This is a genomic window from Nonomuraea sp. NPDC050733 (assembly GCF_040654215.1).
Classification (GTDB): Bacteria; Actinomycetota; Actinomycetes; order Streptosporangiales; family Streptosporangiaceae; genus Nonomuraea.
In genome coordinates, this window is record NZ_JBFAHO010000021.1 from 38,629 (window position 1) to 56,427 (window position 17,799).

General features: G+C 72.8%; 16 protein-coding genes. 13 read left to right on the plus strand and 3 right to left on the minus strand.

Annotated elements, in window-relative coordinates:
* Window positions 1-49: 49 nt before the first annotated feature.
* The 3 genes from AB0H64_RS27785 to AB0H64_RS27795 all read right to left on the minus strand — a co-directional run bounded on the left by AB0H64_RS27785 (window position 50) and on the right by AB0H64_RS27795 (window position 7,095).
* Complete coding sequence (locus AB0H64_RS27785; RefSeq protein WP_357630098.1) at window positions 50-4,909, minus strand: DUF4132 domain-containing protein; 4,860 nt, start codon at window positions 4,907-4,909, stop codon at window positions 50-52.
* Between the two features lie 135 nt (window positions 4,910-5,044).
* A complete protein-coding gene (locus tag AB0H64_RS27790) occupies window positions 5,045-5,608 on the minus strand; it encodes an isochorismatase family protein (protein ID WP_357630101.1) in 564 nt (187 codons plus the stop codon).
* On the minus strand, window positions 5,605-7,095 hold the full coding sequence (locus tag AB0H64_RS27795; RefSeq protein WP_357630104.1) for a cytosine permease: 1,491 nt from the start codon (window positions 7,093-7,095) through the stop codon (window positions 5,605-5,607). Before AB0H64_RS27795 ends, AB0H64_RS27790 begins: the two co-directional genes overlap by 4 nt.
* A gap of 147 nt (window positions 7,096-7,242) precedes the next feature.
* Between AB0H64_RS27795 and AB0H64_RS27800 the strand changes: the two genes are divergently transcribed.
* The 13 genes from AB0H64_RS27800 (at window position 7,243) to hypE (ending at window position 17,791) form a co-directional block, all read left to right on the plus strand.
* On the plus strand, window positions 7,243-7,755 hold the full coding sequence (locus AB0H64_RS27800; RefSeq protein ID WP_357630107.1) for a hypothetical protein: 513 nt from the start codon (window positions 7,243-7,245) through the stop codon (window positions 7,753-7,755).
* A gap of 137 nt (window positions 7,756-7,892) precedes the next feature.
* The gene (locus tag AB0H64_RS27805; RefSeq protein WP_357630110.1) at window positions 7,893-8,936 is read left to right on the plus strand and encodes a hydrogenase expression protein HypE; all 1,044 of its coding nucleotides are present in this window, start codon (window positions 7,893-7,895) and stop codon (window positions 8,934-8,936) included.
* Between the two features lie 16 nt (window positions 8,937-8,952).
* On the plus strand, window positions 8,953-10,746 hold the full coding sequence (locus tag AB0H64_RS27810) for a nickel-dependent hydrogenase large subunit (RefSeq protein WP_357630113.1): 1,794 nt from the start codon (window positions 8,953-8,955) through the stop codon (window positions 10,744-10,746).
* Between the two features lie 6 nt (window positions 10,747-10,752).
* Window positions 10,753-11,268 (plus strand): NifU family protein, encoded by a 516-nt coding sequence (locus AB0H64_RS27815; RefSeq protein WP_357630115.1) that lies wholly within the window; start codon window positions 10,753-10,755, stop codon window positions 11,266-11,268.
* A 10-nt stretch (window positions 11,269-11,278) separates the two neighbouring features.
* Window positions 11,279-11,974 carry a DUF5947 family protein gene (locus AB0H64_RS27820; RefSeq protein WP_357630118.1) on the plus strand — a complete coding sequence of 232 codons (696 nt, stop codon included), beginning with the start codon at window positions 11,279-11,281 and terminating at the stop codon, window positions 11,972-11,974.
* Window positions 11,971-12,195 carry a hypothetical protein gene (locus AB0H64_RS27825; RefSeq protein ID WP_310714882.1) on the plus strand — a complete coding sequence of 75 codons (225 nt, stop codon included), beginning with the start codon at window positions 11,971-11,973 and terminating at the stop codon, window positions 12,193-12,195. The genes AB0H64_RS27820 and AB0H64_RS27825 overlap by 4 nt, the downstream gene beginning before the upstream one ends.
* Window positions 12,196-12,199: 4 nt before the next feature.
* Window positions 12,200-12,859 carry a DUF6084 family protein gene (locus tag AB0H64_RS27830; protein ID WP_357630122.1) on the plus strand — a complete coding sequence of 220 codons (660 nt, stop codon included), beginning with the start codon at window positions 12,200-12,202 and terminating at the stop codon, window positions 12,857-12,859.
* On the plus strand, window positions 12,859-13,875 hold the full coding sequence (locus AB0H64_RS27835) for a hypothetical protein (RefSeq protein WP_357630124.1): 1,017 nt from the start codon (window positions 12,859-12,861) through the stop codon (window positions 13,873-13,875). Before AB0H64_RS27830 ends, AB0H64_RS27835 begins: the two co-directional genes overlap by 1 nt.
* Window positions 13,872-14,756 carry a hydrogenase maturation protease gene (locus tag AB0H64_RS27840; protein WP_357630127.1) on the plus strand — a complete coding sequence of 295 codons (885 nt, stop codon included), beginning with the start codon at window positions 13,872-13,874 and terminating at the stop codon, window positions 14,754-14,756. Before AB0H64_RS27835 ends, AB0H64_RS27840 begins: the two co-directional genes overlap by 4 nt.
* 110 nt (window positions 14,757-14,866) lie before the next feature.
* A complete protein-coding gene (locus AB0H64_RS27845; protein WP_357630130.1) occupies window positions 14,867-15,232 on the plus strand; it encodes a hydrogenase maturation nickel metallochaperone HypA in 366 nt (121 codons plus the stop codon).
* A complete protein-coding gene (locus AB0H64_RS27850) occupies window positions 15,210-15,482 on the plus strand; it encodes a HypC/HybG/HupF family hydrogenase formation chaperone (RefSeq protein ID WP_357630133.1) in 273 nt (90 codons plus the stop codon). Before AB0H64_RS27845 ends, AB0H64_RS27850 begins: the two co-directional genes overlap by 23 nt.
* A gap of 9 nt (window positions 15,483-15,491) precedes the next feature.
* On the plus strand, window positions 15,492-16,619 hold the full coding sequence (gene hypD, locus AB0H64_RS27855; protein ID WP_357630136.1) for a hydrogenase formation protein HypD: 1,128 nt from the start codon (window positions 15,492-15,494) through the stop codon (window positions 16,617-16,619).
* Window positions 16,616-17,791 carry a hydrogenase expression/formation protein HypE gene (gene hypE, locus AB0H64_RS27860; RefSeq protein ID WP_357630139.1) on the plus strand — a complete coding sequence of 392 codons (1,176 nt, stop codon included), beginning with the start codon at window positions 16,616-16,618 and terminating at the stop codon, window positions 17,789-17,791. The genes hypD and hypE overlap by 4 nt, the downstream gene beginning before the upstream one ends.
* The last annotated feature ends 8 nt before the right edge of the window (window positions 17,792-17,799 follow it).

Consider the following 17,799-nt stretch of genomic DNA (forward strand, 5'->3'; position numbering starts at 1 on the left):
GCCCCGGACCATTGGATCGCCTGCCACCGCCCGCACACCTCCGGGAACGTCACTCCAGCCGGGTCGCGGCCTCCAGTGGCTCGGACGAACGGAGGAAGCGCAGGTCCTCCATGACCAGGGCGACATCGGTGGCGCCGCCGCGGCGGAGGGCCGGGGCCAGCGCGTCCAGGTCGGACCAGCGGGACGGGCGGAGGTGGACGCGGTAGCCGTCTCCGGCGGGCTCCAGGGTGAGGGCTTCGCCGATGGCGAGCCTGCTCTCCGGGAGGTGGGCCGCGGTCGCTCCGGCGGCTCGTTCCAGGGCGGTGACCGAGGTGACCCCGGCGGCGACGGGCAGGGTCGTGTCCGGGCCGGTGACGTGTTCGTGCAGGTCACGCAGGCGGGCGGCGGCGGTCGTACGGGCGGGGTGGTCCTTGGGCAGGCGGTCGGCCAGGAGCCTCGCGGCGCGGGCGATGTGACCCAGCGGCGGTACGGACGAACGCTCGCCGAGCAGGGCGATCAGCGCCTCCAGGGCATCCTCGGCGCCGCAGGCGAGGGTGACCCACTGCTCGATGGTGAGCGGGGTGAGCCTCGGGTGGCGTTCCGTCCAGTACGCGACCGCCCGATCCAGGTCGGGGCCCGTACGCCAGAGGTCGGCGGGGTCGTCGGGCATGAGCAGCTCGACGACTTCGATGGCCTCGTCGGTGGTGGTGAGCGCCTCCAGGGAGAGCGCGGCGACGCGCAGTTCGATCTCGGTCAGGCCGAGCTCGCGGGCGCGGGCGGCGTCGCCCTCGCGGAAGGCGGCGACGCGGCCCCGCGCCCAGCCGTCCGGCCAGGAGAGCGTGCGGGCCGAGGTGGACAGCAGGATCAGGCACTGGGCCGGTGACAGGCCGGTGGCCTCGGCGAACGCCCGTACGGTCGCCTCGCGGTCCACGGGCGGCGGGCCGTTCTCGGCGATCAGGTCGAGCGCCCGCCGGAGCCGGTCCGGGTCGCCCCAGCCACGGCATGTCCGCAGCTCGACGGCGCGGTTGCGGGTGAACAGGAGCGAGTCGGGGCCGTCCGGGGTGCAGAGGAGCGCCGTGACCGCGTACCCGTGCCCCACCGGCTCGTAGTCGGCGACGGCGGCGGCCATGATAGGGCCGAGGCCCGAGCGGATCTGCCCGAGGTCGTACTCCGGGCGCAGCCGGGCGACGTGCCAGGTGCCGTCGGTACGGAGGAGTTCGGGGACGGCGGCCAGTTCCAGAAGTTGCGCGCGCCGGCCGTCGTTGCCCCAAGCGGCCTCCAGGACGGCGGCGCCGAGGCGGCCCAGCGTGTTCTCGACCCCCTCGACGGCGGCGGCGTTGAATGTCGCGATCGTCTTGTCGTACGGCACATCGACGGCGGCACGGGTGAAGTGGACGATCCTCTCGTACGCGGACTCAGGCCCCGGATCGTCCGGCTCGGGGGACTTCTCGGACTGGACGGTGGGTGCCGCGGAGGCAGGCGCCGGGCGCAGGTGGGGCGGCGGGGTCATCCCCAGGCGTTCCAGCAGGGCGAACGCGCGCTCGCGGCATTCGACGGCCGTCCACACCAGGAACGTGACGCCTTTCCAGAGCGACTCGTCGGTGATCTCCGGCAGGAGCGGGTGGAGCCGTCCCGCCAGCTCGTCGCGGGCTGCGTACATCTCCGCGTACCAGCTCTCGGGGTCCAGCACCCGCATGAGGTCGGCGGCGAGCGCGGCGTCCGCGACGTCGATCAGGGCCTGCGCCTTCTTCTCGTCGACGGCGCGCAGCGCCCTGGATCCTTCGGGGTCGCGCGGCCGCATCGCCGACCACCGGCCGGGAGGCATGACCAGGTGGGTCCCGGATGCGTAGCGGTGGTGCTCGACCGTGCTGATGTTCTCGGCACCGTGGTGCTCGGGCACCCTGCCCCAGCCGCGGACGTAGCGGCCGATGGTCCGCCCGGCCGGGTCCCGCAGCTCGATGATCCGGCCCTGGCCGCGCCACACAGTGGCCTCGGCGCCACCGGGGAAGGCGACCCGTTCTCCGTCGGCCGGTACGACGCGGCGGGCGGCGGGGTGCGCGCTGCCGTGCGGGCAGTGCGGGCCGCCGTGGTCCAGTACGGTCACCCGGCCGTTCACGACGATCAGGCAGCGGTCGTAGAGGTCGCGCGCCTCGGTCCGTTCGTGGGACCGGCTGGAGACGTACTCGTACGTGCCGAAGCCGTGGGAAGGGCCGACTCCATCCGGTGTGACGACGGAGGCGCGGAACTTGTGCTCCCAGAGCCGGCCGGACTCGATCAGGAGCAGGTCGGTGCCGCTCTCTTCCAGGTAGTCGGTGATGGTGTTGACGTGGCCGGGGACGAAGGCGGGCAACTCCAGTTCGTCGAGGACGCCGCCGCTCAGCGTGGCGGCGAGGGCGCGGGCCGGGTCCGTCCCGATTGCGATCGTCCGGACGCTGTCCAGGAGGGGGCCGGGGACTCCGGCGATGGTGAACCGTTCGGCGTCGCACAGGGCGGCGTGCGCGTCCGGAAGCCCTTGATCTGGGACCCGCTCGGCATGCTCGGCCAGGATGGCGGCGACGATCCGCGCCGTTCCCGGCGTCGCGGTCAGGGCCCGTACGGTCTCGGGGGCGGTCTGCTTCGGGACGGCGGGCTCGGTGACGTTGAGCTGGTTGGTCACGTTGCCCACGATCGCGTCGCGCAGCAGCAGAGCCCAGTCCGGGTCGGCGGCGACGGCGGCCAGGTCGGTGCCCACACCGGAGGCGAGCCGGTCGTACAGCTTGAACGTGTGCAGCAGCCGCGGCCGCGCGAGCGGGACGCCGCGGTCCAGGAGGAGATCGAGGAGCGGGAGGTCGGCGACGGTCTCCTCCCAGCGGTTGACCTCGTCCTCGTCCACTCCCAGGACCGCCTCATGGTCGTCGCAGGTGAGGCCCTCCGCGCGCAGCCGCGTACCGGCGTCGTGCAGGAGCTCGCCCAGACCGGCGACGGGGAGTGCGAGCCCCGCGTACAGCTTCAGGAAGCGGCCGAGCCAGTCCTTCGCCGCCGCCCCCGCCAGTCCGGGGGACGTCGTGAACGGGGCGGTCAGCCCCGCGCCCGCGAGGTTGCCGAGGAGGAGCGACACGGCCGCGCTCTTCGCCTTGGAGGTGTCCGTGGCGGGCAGCGGCAGGATGCCGAGGAGCGCGCGGCCGATGCCCGCGTCCGCCCGTGCCATCGGGCCGAGCAACGGAAGGACGAACGTCCAGAGTGCCTGCGGTGCCGACTCCATGCAGCCGCTCTCCAGCAAGGCCCGTACGGCGCGTTCGTCCTCGGGCCCGGCAAGCGCGTGCCCGGCGGCCTTCGCCAGCGCCGCCCAGCCGTCGGCCAGGGCCAGCGCGCCGTCCGCGCCGTCCGGGACTTCCTCGCACCACTCGGTGAGCAGGCCGCGGTGCCAGCGATATGCGCCGGGGGCGGGATGGCGGGCGGCGAGCCGCTTGCCGTGCTTCTTGAGCGTGGCCGTTCCGGCGGCGTCCGGTCCCGCGGCGAGGTGCGCCGCGACGAGCGCGGCCTCGTCGACCGGCAGCGCGTGCGCGTCCTCGGCGGCGCGGGCCTTCTCGAAGAAGGCGGCGGCGAAGCGGGCGCTGCCCGCGGCGGCCAGGATCCGCGCGCACTCCTCGTAGAACGGCGGCAGCAGCTCGGGCGCGTGCGTCTCCAGGTCGTCGCCGGTACGGGTGAGCGCGGTGCGCGCGAGGCCGGGCTTGCGGGCGGCCAGGCCGCGGGCGGCCCGCAGGTCGGTGTGCGCGGCCAGGATGCGGGCGCGGTGCGCCGGGTACCGGTGCAGGGCGGACGCGAGGAAGCCGAGTGGGCCCGCGTGCACTGCCCCGACGCCGGTCTCCGCCACCGGGTCCAGGTCGTACAGCGACTTCTCGGCCTTGTCGCCGTCGACGGCCGCTCGCCGGACGAGTTCGACGACCGGCTCGTCCAGGACGGAGTGCTCGTAGCGGACGGCGACGCACGTGTCCTCGTCGGAGCCGGCGGGCGTGCCCGGCAGCACCGCCCCGGCGCGCAGCAGCACCTCGCGCGTCGGGGCGGTGATGCCGGAGGGCACCACGGTGCCGGGCTCGCCTTGGTGGGCGTCGCAGTAGTGGGAGTACGCCTCGGCCGCCTCCGCCACCGGCTCGGTCTCGTCCACGGTGCGGTCCGCGTACAGAGCCATGAGAATGCGGACGCCCTCGGACCAGGCGATGTCGCCGATCTCCCGGCCGCCCGCGCTGAAGCTCAGCCACGCCATGGAGGCCGGGCTCATCGGCCCGCTCCAGTCCAGGTCGATCTCGATGCCGAGCGGCTCGGGCGCGTGCACGGTGAACCGCGCCCTGTCCCTCTTGATGCGCCCGCCCAGCTCATGCACGCGGCGCTCGAACGCGGCGCCGCTCTCATAGCGGGCGTCCATGTATCCGAAGGTGTCGACCACGCCGAACGTACGGTCCATGCTCGCGGGACGCGTCCACACCTCGCGACGTACCTGCTCGACAACCTGCGTGATGTTCCGACCCCGCCAGATGGGCAGCTCGTCGCCGAGCAGCAGCGGGTGCGGGATCGCGAAGGCGTCCGCGCCCGTCCACGCGCCCTCGCGCAGGAGCGCGCAGCGGCGGAGGTCGGGCGCGCCGTCGACGATCGGGGCGATGACCAGGTCGGTGAGCGTCTCGCGCCATACCGGGTCGTGCCACACGGCCGCGAACACCGCGGCCGGGACGGGCAGCGACCGCACCATCCAGGACTCGACCCGGTCGTGCACCGCCCGCGCATGCTCGCCGAGCCGGTCGCAGAGGGCGGCGACCCGTACCGCGATCGGATCCTTCCTGACGTTGGCGGGCACCTTGGCCAGCACGTGGCCCGCGGCCGTCCGGCAGGCGAGCACCGGCCGCCGCGTCCCCCCGACAGTGAGCTCGTGGCCCGTCGCGATCCCGATCCATCCCATGGCGCCATTCTTGATCATCCCTAGGACATCCGACGGGAAACGGATGAATTACCCGCAGTGACGGGGCAGCCGGTAGGGCTGTGGGTGATATCGATCTTGTCTTGGCGACCGCCGGCCGATGCAAGGGGCGGGCGGTCAGTCGGGGCGGGCGAGGATGTCCGACACGGTGACGACGCGGATCAGCGGCTCGTACAGCCGCATCACCTCCAGGGCCCGCTGGTGGCTCGTGTCGTCCGCGCCCGCGCACGCGTCGGCGGCGACGAGCACCTCGACGCCTGCGTCGGCCGCGGCCAGGGCCGTGGACAGCACGCAGCAGTCGGTGGACACGCCCGCCAGCACCAGGCGGCCGTCCTGGCCGACCCGGCCGGCCAGCTCCGGCGTCCACTTGCCGAACGTCGGGGCGTCCAGCGTCGGGCCGGCGTCGGCGGCGAGGCCGGCGAGGTCGTCCACCAGCCCGTACGCGTGGGAGCCGGGTGGTTGCAGGGCGAACGGCCAGCGTTCGTAGTAGTCCACCCAGGCACCGGCGGGCGCTTCGGGGGCGACGAACCGGGTGAACGTGACCCACGGGCCGAAGGCGCCGACCAGCTTCCTGATCGGCTCGACGATCTCGGCGAAGCGGGGGGCGAACCAGGGGCTGTCCGGCTCGCCGAAGATCCGCTGCATGTCGATGACCGCCAGCCGGCCCGTGCGCGACGTCATGCCCGCGCATCCTCGGTGGTCTCGGTGGAGGACGGGGCGCTCTCCTGGGCGCGTACCCGCGACCGGCCGAGCACCAGCATGGCGACGAAGCCGACGGCCAGCGCGACCAGGACGCCCAGGTTGGCGAAGGCCCAGTCGCCCTCCTTGCCGCCCAGCCCGAGCGGGCCGAGCAGGTAGCCCTGCCAGCCCAGCCAGCTCGCGCCGCTGTTGGTGACCAGGCCCCAGCCGAGGACGGCGCCGGCGGCCACGACCGCGACGGGCAGCAGCGGCACGTCCCCGTAGCGGCCCCGCGGGCGGTACAGGTCGGCCTCGTCGTAGTCGCGGCGGCGCAGCGCGAGGTCGGCCAGCATGACGCCGCACCAGGCGGCGATCGGGACGCCGAGCGTGGTGAGGAACCCCATGAACGGGCCGAGGAAGTCGTCCGCGAAGAACACGATGTACACGGTGCCCACCACCATCAGCACTCCGTCGATCAGCGCGGCGACGTAGCGCGGCGCCCGCAGGCCGGCCGCCAGCAGCGCCAGCCCGGAGGAGTAGATGTCGAGCACCGCCCCGCCGACCAGGCCGAGCACCGCCACCGCCGCGAACGGGATGAGGAACCACGTGGGCAGGACCGTGGTCAGCGCCCCGATCGGGTCCGCGGCGACCGCTTTGTTCAGCCCCGGGGACGAGCCGGCCAGCAGCAGGCCGAACACCAGCAGGACCAGCGGCGCCAGCGACGCCCCGAAGGCCGTCCAGCCCACCACCCCCGCGCTCGACGACCGGCGCGGCAGGTAGCGCGAGTAGTCGGCGGCCGCGTTGACCCAGCCCAGCCCGAACCCGGTCACCATGAACACCAGGGCGCCGATGAACTGCTGGGCCGAGCCCGGCGCCACCGACTGCACGGCGTCCCAGTGGATGTGCGGCAGGACCAGGACGATGTACGCCACGGTCAGCACCCCGGTCACCACCGTGATGACGGTCTGCATGCGCATGATGACGTCGAAGCCCATGACGCCGCCGGCGACGATCAGCGCGGCCACCACGAGGAGCGCGATCACCTTGGTGGAGGTCCCGCCGCCCCAGCCGAGACGGTCGAGGACGGTCGCGGCGGCCAGCGTGGCGAGCGCCGTCAGGGCGGTCTCCCAGCCGAGGGTGAGCATCCACGAGATCGCGGACGGGAGCCGGTTGCCGCGCACGCCGAACGCCGCCCGGCTCAGCACCATCGTCGGGGCCGAGCCCCGCTTGCCGGCCACGGCGACGAACCCGCACAGCAGGAAGGAGAAGACGATCCCGACGGTCCCGGCGACCAGCGCCTGCCAGAACGAGATCCCGAAGCCGAGGGCGAACGAGCCGTAACTCAGCCCGAGGACCGAGACGTTGGCCGCGAACCAGGGCCAGAAGAGCTGTCGGGGGCGTCCTTTCCGATCGGCGTCCCCGATCATGTCGAGCCCGTGCGTCTCCACCTTGAGCCGCCCGCCGGCGCGTGCGTCCTGCGTGTCGTCCATCAGACCTACCTGTTCGGCCCGGCCTGTTCAGACCGGTCCGGACGACCGTAGGCGCCGGTTTCGGATGTCGTCAATAGGTGGACACGAGCCGATTAGATAGTTACGCTATCCAGTATTCGGATAGCGTAACTATCTAGAGGAGTGCCCGTGTTCTCCCTCATCGTCCTTCTACTGGCCACGACACTCGGCCTGCGCCTGCTGGGCAGGCTCGGCGTCCGCCGGTTCGCGAGCTGGCCGGTCAGCGCGGCCCACGCCCTGGCACTGCTGCTCGTCGTCACCGCGAGCGCGCACTTCGTGCCGGCCGGGGTCACCTTCATGCCGAACCACGCCGACATGGTGGCGATGGTGCCGCCCTTCGTGCCGCTGCCCGGCCTCATGGTGTACGCGACCGGGGTGCTGGAGCTGCTCGGCGCCGCAGGGCTGGTCGTGACGGCGACCCGCGGGGCCGCGGGCGTCGCCCTGGCGGTCCTCTTCGTACTGCTGCTTCCCGCCAACGTGTACGCGGCACTCGCCGGCGTGCCCTTCCAGGGCGCCCCCGCCACGCCGCTGTGGGTGCGGCTCCCGGAGCAGGCGCTGTACATCGCGGTCGCGCTCTGGGCGGCCCGCTCGACCGGCGCCTCCCCGACCCGGGCACCCCGCGCCCGATCCCTCGCGCGCTGACACAGCGTGGCGGGGCGATCGCGGTTTCGCGATCGGTGTCATGGTTTGCAACCCTCCGCGACGCGGTAAAGCACTACACACGGTGACCGAACGGACACTGTACGGCGATGCCAGGCCGACAAAGGGGGCTCGGGGCCATGAGCACAGCCAAGCCGGATACCGCCCTGGATGAGGTGCACATCCTGTGGACGTCCGAAGGCATGAGCTGCGACGGGGACACCGTCTCGATCACGGCTGCCTCACTGCCGAGCATCGAGGACGTCGTCCTCGGGCTCGTGCCGGGGCTGCCCAAGGTCCACCTGCACAACAAGGTGCTCGCCCCGGAGGTCGGCAGCGCGTTCATGGCCGCGTTCCACGATGCCGCCGAGGACCGGCTCGGCCCGTTCATCTTCGTGGTGGAGGGCTCCATCCCGAACGAGAACATCAACGGGGACGGCTACTGGACCTCGATGGGCAACGACCCGGCGACCGGGCAGCCGATCACGGTCAACGAGTGGATCGACCGGCTCGCGCCGCGGGCGTGGGCCGTGGTCGCGATCGGCACCTGCGCGGCGTACGGCGGCATCCACGCCATGGCGGGCAACCCGACGGGCTCGATGGGGCTGGCCGACTACCTGGGCCCGGACTTCCGCTCCGCGGGCGGCCTGCCCATCGTCAACGTGCCGGGCTGCCCCGTGCAGCCGGACAACTTCATGGAGACCCTGACCTGGCTGCTGTACCAGGCGGCCGGACTGGCGCCGATGATCCCGCTCGACCGGCAGCTCCGGCCGACCTGGCTGTTCGGCAAGACGGTCCACGAGGGCTGCGACCGGGCGGGTTATTACGAGCAGGGCGACTTCGCCCTCGACTACAACTCGCCCAAGTGCCAGGTCAAGGTGGGCTGCTGGGGCCCGGTCGTCAACTGCAACGTCACCAAGCGCGGCTGGATGGACGGCATCGGCGGCTGCCCCAACGTGGGCGGCATCTGCATCGGCTGCACGATGCCCGGCTTCCCGGACAAGTTCATGCCGTTCATGGACCAGCCGCCGGGGGCGTCCGTGTCCGCCGGCATGGCGGGCGTCTACGGGGGGCTCGTGCGCGGGCTGCGGGCCATCACCAACAAGACGGTCAACACCGAACCGAAGTGGCGTCACAACGAACGCAAGCTGACCAGCGGGTACGACCCCCGCTGGCAGGGCTAGAAGGGGGAGCGTCGAGGTGACGACCCGATCAGTGCCAGAGCAGGAGACCCGGCAGCTCGTGGAGATGTCCTGGGACCCGATCACCAGGATCATCGGCAACCTGGGCATCTACACCAAGATCGACTTCAAGAACAGGCAGGTCGCGGAGTGCAAGAGCACCTCGTCCCTGTTCCGCGGCTACAGCGTGTTCATGAAGGGCAAGGACCCGCGCGACGCGCACTTCATCACCAGCCGCATCTGCGGCATCTGCGGTGACAACCACGCGGTGTGCTCCGTCTACGCGCAGAACATGGCATACGGGGTCAAGCCCCCGCCGCTGGCCGACTGGATCCTCAACCTCGGCGAGGCCGCCGAGTACATGTTCGACCACACCCTGTTCCAGGACAACCTGGTCTTCGTCGACTACTGCGAGCAGATGGTCAAGGAGACCAACCCCAGCATGCTGCGCCGCGCCGAGACCACGGAGGCGCCACGGGGGCACATCCACGGCTACCGGACCATCGCCGACATCATGCGCGCCTTCAACCCGTTCACCGGCGACGTGTACCGCGAGGCGCTGCAGATCAGCCGGCTCACCCGGGAGATGTGCTGCCTGATGGAGGGCCGGCACGTGCACCCGTCGACGGTCTACCCGGGCGGCGTCGGCACGGTCGCCACGCCGCAGGTGTTCACCGACTACCTGGTGCGGCTGATCCGGGCGCTCGACTTCATCAAGCGGGCCGTCCCCATGAACGACGACGTCTTCGACTTCTTCTACCAGGCGCTGCCCGGCTACGAGGAGGTCGGCCGGCGGCGGGTCATGCTGGGCTGCTGGGGGGCGTTCCAGGACCCGAACGTGGTCGACTACGACTACCGGCACATGGAGGAGTGGGGCCGGGCCATGTTCGTGACGCCCGGCATCGTGCTGGACGGCGAGCTGCTGACCACCAACCTCGTCGACATCAACCTCGGCATCCGCATCCTGCTCGGCAGCTCCTACTACGACGACTGGCAGGGCGAGGAGACGTTCGTCACCCACGACCCGCTCGGCAACCCCGTCGACCAGCGCCACCCGTGGAACCAGACGACGCTGCCCAAGCCGCAGCGGCGCGACCTGGAGAACGGCAACTACAGCTGGGTCATGAGCCCCCGCTGGTACGACCGGCGCACTGGCGACCACCTGGCCCTGGACACCGGCGGCGGGCCGCTGGCCCGGCTGTGGACCACGGCGCTGGCCGGGCTGGTCGACGTCGGCGGCGTGCGCGCCACCGGGCACAGCGTGGAGATCAACCTGCCGAAGTCCGGCTCCCTGCCGGAGACGCGGCTGGAGTGGCACGTGCCGAAGTGGGCCAACACGATCGAGCGCAACCGGGCCCGCATGTACTTCGTCGCCTACGCCGCCGCGCTGGCCTTCCACTTCGTCGAGCAGGCGCTCACCGAGGTCAGGGCCGGGCGCACCAAGGTCTTCACCGACTTCGACGTGCCGGACGAGGCGATCGGCTGCGGCTTCCACGAGGCGGTGCGGGGCGTCCTGTCGCACCACATGGTCATCCGCGACGGGAAGATCGCCAACTACCACCCGTACCCGCCCACGCCGTGGAACGCCAGCCCGCGCGACATCTACGGCACGCCGGGCCCGTACGAGGACGCGGTGCAGGACCTGCCCATCTTCGAGGAGAACGGGCCGGAGAACTTCAAGGGCATCGACATCATGCGGACCGTCCGCAGCTTCGACCCGTGCCTGCCGTGCGGCGTGCACATGTACCTCGGCGACGGCAAGGTGCTGCGGCAGGTCCACTCCCCCACCCTCGGCACGAGCGTCCCGGGCTGATCCGCGATGGACGACCTGGAGGTGACCGAGCGGGTGCGCCGCGTCGAGGCGCTGCTCGAAGGCGGGACGGACCCGCGGGCCGTGGAGCTCGCCGAGGCGCTGCTCGACCTGTACGGCGAGGCGCTGGGGCGGGTCATGGCCGTGGCCGCCGCGGCCGGCGGCGGCCTGCCGGAGCGGATCGCGGCCGACGGCCTGGTGGCGCACCTGCTGCTGCTGCACGGCCTGCACCCGCTGGACGCGACCACCCGCATCGGCCACGCGCTGGAGGCGGCGCGGGATCGGCTGGGCGGGGCCGAGGCGGAGGTCGTGGCGGTCGAGGACGACCTGGTGCGGCTGCGGCTGCGCCGGCCGGTCGGGGGCTGCCGGTCCTCGGCGGCGCGGGTGCGCTCGGCCGTGGAGCAGGCGGTGCGCGACGCGGCGCCGGAGTTCGAGCGGGTCGTGGTGGAGGAGCCGGCCGCCGTACCGGCTCCCGTGGTGATCCCCGTGGAGAGCCTGCTGAGGGCCCCGAGGACGCGGGCGTGAGGCGGCGGCCATGACGGGAAGCGCGCTGCGCAGGCTCATCGCCCGTCCGGGCGCGGCGCCGGGACAGCGGGCGGTCAGGTCCGGGGGCGAGGCCGGGGAGTGGTGCGAGCTGTGCGCCGCCCCTCTTCCCGAGGCACACCGGCACCTGCTCGACCTCACGGCCCGCGAGCTGCGCTGCGCCTGCCGGCCGTGCTCCGTGCTGTTCTCCGATAACACGGGCAACACGGGCAACACGGGCAAGACGGGCGGCAGGGGGGCCGCGGGTGGGCCCTACCGGCTGGTTCCGGACCGCCGGTGGCTTCTCGACGGGTTCGAGCTGGACGACGAGACGTGGGCCGGGCTGAGCATCCCGGTCCAGATGGCGTTCCTCTTCCACGACGCGGCGGCGCGGCGTACGGCGCTGTTCTACCCGAGCCCCGCCGGCGCCGTCGAGTCCCCGCTGGAGCCGTCCCTGTGGCGGCGGCTGGAGGAGGCCAACCCGGTGCTGCGGCGGGTGACACCCGACGTCGAGGCCCTGCTCGTCAACCGGACCGGCGGCGCCAGAGAGCACTGGATCGTGCCCGTGGACGACTGCTACACCCTGGTCGGCCTGCTCCGCACCCACTGGAAGGGGCTCGCCGGAGGATCGCGGGTCTGGGACGCGATCAGCGACTTCTTCGGCGAGCTGCGCACGAGGTCGACGACAGTTGAAGGGAGAACGCGATGACCCGCAAGAGCGAATCGCACATCAGGACGGGACGGCGCCAGGTGCGCCCCGACACGCCCTCGCACATCAAGGGCGTCAACGAGGGCAACGCCGTGGGCCACTACGAGCGCCAGGTGGGGCACCTCATCGACGGCCGCTCCACCGCCGCGCGCTCCACCGGCGTCAACGCCGCGGACCGCGACGTCATCGACCCCGACATGCCCAACCTCTCCCCCGCCTGATCCGGTGCCCGACACGACGACGGCCGGCGGCGTTCCGGCCCTGCGCATCACGGTCGAGGAGGCCCGGGCCGCCGAGTTCGCGGCCGTGCCGACGCTGGAGTTCGCGCTGCGGATCACCGACCCGAGCGGCTGCGAGGTGCGGTCGGTCATCCTGGAGACGCAGCTGCGCATCGCCGCCGCCCGCCGCGGCTACGACGAGGCGAGCCGCGAGCGGCTCGCGGAGGTGTTCGGGCCGTCCGAGCTGTGGGGCAGGAGCCTGGGCAGCCTGATGTGGGCGCAGACCGTCACGCACCTGCCCGCCTTCACCGGCGAGACGGCCGCCGTGGTACGGGTGCCCTGCACCTACGACTTCGACGTGGCCGCCGCCAAGTACCTCCACGGTGTGCGCGACGGGGAGATCCCGCTGGAGTTCCTCTTCAGCGGCACGACGTTCCACCTCGACGGCGGCTCGCTGCGGGCCGCGCGCATCCCGTGGGACACCGAGGCCGGCTTCCGCATGCCGGCCGCCACCTGGCGGGAGCTCATGGACCACTACTTCCCCGGCGGCGCCTGGCTGCGGCTGGGCCGTGACACGTTCGACCGGCTGCACGCCTACCGGACCCGCAACGCCCTGCCGGGCTGGGACGACGTCGTGGAGTCGCTGCTGAAGGCAGGGAGCCGCTGATGGACCAGGTCAGGCAGATCGCGCGGGCCGTGCTGTACGAGGGCTACCTGCTGTGGCCGTACCGGCAGTCGGCGCTGAAGAACCGGCACCGCTGGACGATCGGCGGCGTGCACCCCGAGCCGTACGGCCGGGCGCACGACGGCAACCCGTGGCTGATGCGGACCCAGTGCCTCCTGGAGGCGGAGCCCGGCGCGGCCGTGGACGTGCGGGTGCGCTTCCTGCACGTCGTCGTCCGCGAGCCGGCCGTCCTCCGGGACGGCGTGCCGGAGCCCGTACCGGAGCCGGTCCCCGGCGGCGTGCCCGAGCCCGTGCCGGACCCCGGCGGCGCGCGGGTGCTCGTCCGGGAGGAGGCGGTGGAGCGGGAGGTGGCGGCGTGCGGCCTGCCCTTGGAGGGCCTGCTGCGGCGGCCCGCCCGCGCCGCGATCGACGTGCCCGCCGGGCGGGAGGCCGAGGTCCTCGCCGACGGGGCCGGCGCTGCGCTCCGGTCCTGGGAGGAGCTGCGCGGGCACGTCGAGGTGGGCGCCGAGCAGGTGGAGCCCGGCCTGTTCCGGCTGACGGTCACCGTGGTCAACACCACTCCATGGGAGGGCGGCACCCGTACCGGCGTGATGCGGCGCACCCTGGTCTCGGCGCACAGCGTGCTGCACGCGCCGCAGGGCCGGTTCGTCTCGCTGATGGACCCGCCCGAGGAGCTGCGCGCCCACGCGGAGGGCTGCGGCAACATCGGCACCTGGCCGGTCCTCGTCGGCGAGGAGGGCGAGCGGCACACGATGCTGTCGGCGCCGATCATCCTGTACGACCACCCGCGGATCTCGCCGGAGAGTCCGGGCGACCTGTTCGACGCGACGGAGATCGACCAGCTGCTGACGCTGAGCGTGCTGGCGCTGAGCGACGAGGAGAAGCGGGAGATCCGCGAGGGCGACCCGCGTGGCAGGGAGATCCTGGAGCGGTGCGACGCCCTCACGCCCGAGCAGCTCATGCGGCTGCACGGCGTCCTCCGCACGGAGCCGACATGAGCGACGGCTCGGCGGACGGGGCCGATCGCATGCTGGGGATGGGGTTCTGGGCGCGGATGGAGCGGCGGGGCCCCGACGTGGTGACCATCGCCGGGCGGCCCGTACGGTCCGGCTCCCGGGTCCGGCTGCGCCCCTCCGCGCTGGGGCGGACCGACATCATGGACCTGGTCCTGGACGGCCGCGTCGCCGTCGTCGAGTCGATCGAGCAGGACGACGAGGGCGCCTTCCACCTCGCGGTGACGCTCGACGACGACCCGGGCCGCGACCTCGGGGAGGCCCGGATGCCCGGCCACCGGTTCTTCTACGGGGCCGACGAGGTCGAGCCGCTGGACTCGCCGGCCGCGCAGGCTCCCGGCACGCGGATCCTCGTCGCGGGCATCGGCAACGTCTTCCTCGGCGACGACGGGTTCGGCGTCGAGGTGGCCCGCCGGATGGCCGCGCTGCCACAGCCGGCCGGCGTGGACGTGGTCGACTTCGGCATCCGCGGCATGGACCTGGTCTACGCGCTCCAGCGGGACTACGACCTCGCGATCCTCGTGGACGCCGCGCCGCGCGGGGAGGCGCCCGGCACGCTGACGGTGCTGGAGCCGGACCCCGCGGGCGTGCCCTCGGGGGCGCAGGTGGAGGGCCACGGCATGGACCCGGTCCAGGTGCTGCGGCTGGCCGGGGAGCTCGGCCGGCTGCCCGGCCGGGTGGTCGTCGTGTGCTGCGAGCCCGCCGTGGCACCAGCCGGCGGGCCGGAGGAGGACGTGCTCGTGGAGCTGAGCGAGCCCGTGCGGCAGGCGGCCGCCCAAGCCGTCCGTCTGGTGATGGACATGATTGCGGAAAACGCCGGGCCCGCCTCCCGGCCTCCGCATCCGGAAGGAGGTGACATGGCATGAGAAGGACACGAGTAGCGGCATTGATCGCGACAGCCGTGGTGACCGCGGTAATCGTCCGCCAATGGCCGGAAATCCAGCGTTATCTGACGATGAAACGGATGTAGCGCCGTATGCACGAGATCGGAATGTGCGAGGGCCTGGTCGAGCTGCTGGAGCAGCGAGCCGGAGGCAGGCGGATCAGCGGCGCGCGGGTGCGCGTGGGCGTCCGCCACGCCGTCGTCGACGACGCGTTCGACCAGGCCTTCACGCTCGCCGCGGCGGGCACCGCCGCGCAGGACGCCGCCGTCGATCTCGTCGTCATGCCGGTCACCGTCACGTGCCGGGCCTGCGGCGCGCGCTGCGAGTCGCTGGACGTGCTGGCGGTCTGCCCGCCGTGCGGCAGCGCCGACGTGGACGTCTCCGGCGGCGACGAGCTGGTGCTGGAGTCCATCACCTTCGGGGAGGAGCCGGCCGATGTGCCTGGGCATCCCCGGTGAGCTCGTCGCCGCCGACCCGGACAACGCCGACCTCGCCGTGGTGGACGTCGCCGGGGTGCGCCGCCGGATCAACGTCGGCCTCCTCGTGGAGGAGGACCTGAAGGTCGGCGACTGGGTGCTGGTGCACGTGGGGTTCGCGCTGTCGAAGATCTCCGAGTCGGAGGCGCAGGCGGTGCTGGACTACCTGGAGGGCCTCGGGCAGGCCTACGACGACGAGCTGGACGCGCTGCGCCAGTCGGACATCACGTGAGGGGGGCGTGTGCGGTTCGTCGATGAGTACCGCGACGCGGACAGGGCACGGACACTGGCCGCGGACATCGCCGCCCGGTGCGAGCCGGGCCGCCGGTACACGTTCATGGAGGTGTGCGGCGGGCACACCCACACGATCTACAAGCACGGGCTGGAAGACCTGCTGCCGGAGGAGGTCGTGCTCGTGCACGGCCCCGGCTGCCCGGTCTGCGTGATCCCGATGGGCCGGGTGGACGACGCCATCCACATCGCCTCCCAGCCCGATGTGATCATGACGTCGTTCGGCGACATGATGCGGGTGCCGGGCGGGACCGGCTCGTTCCTGGAGGCCAAGGCCGCCGGCGCCGACATCCGCATGGTGTACTCCCCGCTCGACGCCCTCAAGATCGCCAAGGAGAACCCGGAGCGGCGGGTGGTGTTCATGGCGATCGGGTTCGAGACGACCGCGCCGTCCACGGCGATGACCGTGCTGCGGGCCGCCGCCGAGGGCGTGCGCAACTTCTCGGTCTTCTGCAACCACGTCCTGATCATTCCGGCGATCAAGGCCATCCTGGACTCTCCGGACCTGCGCCTGGACGGCTTCATCGGGCCGGGCCACGTCTCGGCCGTGATCGGCTGCCGGCCGTACGACTTCATCGCCCGCGACTACGGCAAGCCACTGGTCGTCGCCGGGTTCGAGCCGCTGGACATCCTGCAGTCCGTGCACATGCTGCTCGGGCAGATCGCGGCGGGCCGCTGCGAGGTGGCCAACCAGTACGCGCGCGTGGTGCCCTGGGAGGGCAACCGCACGGCCATGGACGTCATCGGCCGGGTGATGCGGATGCGGGCGCACTTCGAGTGGCGCGGGCTCGGCTTCATCTCCCACTCGGCGCTCGGCCTGTCCGACGCGTACGCGGCCTTCGACGCCGAACGGATCTTCGAGCTGCCCGGGATACGCGTGGCCGACCCCAAGTCCTGCCAGTGCGGCGAGGTGCTCAAGGGCGTGCTCAAGCCGTGGGAGTGCAAGGTGTTCGGGACGGCGTGCACGCCGGAGACGCCCATCGGCACCTGCATGGTGTCCTCCGAGGGCGCCTGCGCGGCGTACTACAACTTCGGCCGCTTCAGCCGCGAGCGCGTGAGGGAGGCGACCCGGTCATGACCGGCACCCCGCGGGGCGCGCTCCACGAGGACCTCCCGGACCCGGTGCGCGCGCCGGCCTCCGACGAGGACCCGCTCCCCGCTCCCGGCACCCCGCACCGCGACCGCGAGCAGCAGGTCCTCGACCGGATCGCCCGCGCCAGGCGGCGCAGGCCGGTGGTCAGGGAGGAGCGGATCACGCTGGCCCACGGCGCGGGCGGCAAGGCCACGCAGACACTGATCCAGGCGGTCTTCCTGGAGGCGTTCCGCAACCCGCTCCTGGCTCCCCTGGAGGACGGGGCGACGCTGCGGATGGGCGAGGCGCGGGTGGCGTTCACCACCGACTCGTTCGTGGTGTCGCCGCTGTTCTTCCCCGGCGGCGACATCGGCGACCTCGCGGTCAACGGCACCGTCAACGACCTCGCGATGTGCGGGGCGCGGCCGGCGTACCTGGCCGCCGGGTTCATCCTGGAGGAGGGTTTCCCCGTCGCGGACCTGCGGCGGATCGCCGCGTCCATGGCGGCGGCGGCGGCCGCGGCCGGGGTGGAGATCGTCACGGGCGACACCAAGGTCGTCCAGCGCGGCAAGGCCGACGGCTGCTACGTCACCACCACCGGGGTCGGCCTCCTGGAGCGGCCCGCGGAGCTGTCGGTCGCGCACGCCCGGCCGGGCGACGCGGTCATCGTGTCCGGGCCGATCGGTGAGCACGGCGCCGCGATCATGCTGGCGCGCGGCGAGTTCGGCATCGAGGCGCCGATCGTCTCCGACACGGCTCCGCTGCACGGGATCGTTTCCGCGCTGCTGGACGCCCTGCCCGGTCAGGTGCGGGCGCTGCGCGACGCCACGCGCGGCGGGGTGGCCACCATCCTCAACGAGGTGGCCTCCGCCTCCGGCGTGTCCGTGGTGGCCGAGGAGGAGGCGCTGCCGGTGCGGCCCGAGGTGACCGGCGTGTGCGAACTGCTGGGCATCGACCCGCTGTACGTGGCGTGCGAGGGCAGGTTCGTGGCCGTGGTGGACGGCGGGCACGCGGAGCGCGCGGTCGAGGTGCTGCGCGGGCACCCGCTCGGCGCGGGGGCGGCGGTGATCGGCACGGTGCGGGACGACCCGCCGGGGCTGGTCCTGCTGCGAACGGCCTTCGGCGGCACCCGCATCGTGGACCTGCTCGTGGGCGACCCGCTCCCCCGCATCTGCTGAGGACCGCC

Excerpts from the sequence above, each read along its gene's own strand:
- AB0H64_RS27805 (WP_357630110.1), top strand. The coding sequence starts at position 7,893 with ATGAGCACAGCCAAGCCGGATACCGCCCTGGATGAGGTGCACATCCTG.
- AB0H64_RS27835 (WP_357630124.1), top strand. The coding sequence starts at position 12,859 with ATGGACCAGGTCAGGCAGATCGCGCGGGCCGTGCTGTACGAGGGCTAC.
- AB0H64_RS27820 (WP_357630118.1), top strand. The coding sequence starts at position 11,279 with ATGACGGGAAGCGCGCTGCGCAGGCTCATCGCCCGTCCGGGCGCGGCG.
- AB0H64_RS27825 (WP_310714882.1), top strand. The coding sequence starts at position 11,971 with ATGACCCGCAAGAGCGAATCGCACATCAGGACGGGACGGCGCCAGGTG.
- AB0H64_RS27785 (WP_357630098.1), bottom strand. The coding sequence starts at position 4,909 with ATGGGATGGATCGGGATCGCGACGGGCCACGAGCTCACTGTCGGGGGG.
- AB0H64_RS27840 (WP_357630127.1), top strand. The coding sequence starts at position 13,872 with ATGAGCGACGGCTCGGCGGACGGGGCCGATCGCATGCTGGGGATGGGG.
- AB0H64_RS27795 (WP_357630104.1), bottom strand. The coding sequence starts at position 7,095 with ATGGACGACACGCAGGACGCACGCGCCGGCGGGCGGCTCAAGGTGGAG.
- AB0H64_RS27845 (WP_357630130.1), top strand. The coding sequence starts at position 14,867 with ATGCACGAGATCGGAATGTGCGAGGGCCTGGTCGAGCTGCTGGAGCAG.
- AB0H64_RS27850 (WP_357630133.1), top strand. The coding sequence starts at position 15,210 with ATGTGCCTGGGCATCCCCGGTGAGCTCGTCGCCGCCGACCCGGACAAC.
- hypE (WP_357630139.1), top strand. The coding sequence starts at position 16,616 with ATGACCGGCACCCCGCGGGGCGCGCTCCACGAGGACCTCCCGGACCCG.
- AB0H64_RS27790 (WP_357630101.1), bottom strand. The coding sequence starts at position 5,608 with ATGACGTCGCGCACGGGCCGGCTGGCGGTCATCGACATGCAGCGGATC.
- AB0H64_RS27815 (WP_357630115.1), top strand. The coding sequence starts at position 10,753 with ATGGACGACCTGGAGGTGACCGAGCGGGTGCGCCGCGTCGAGGCGCTG.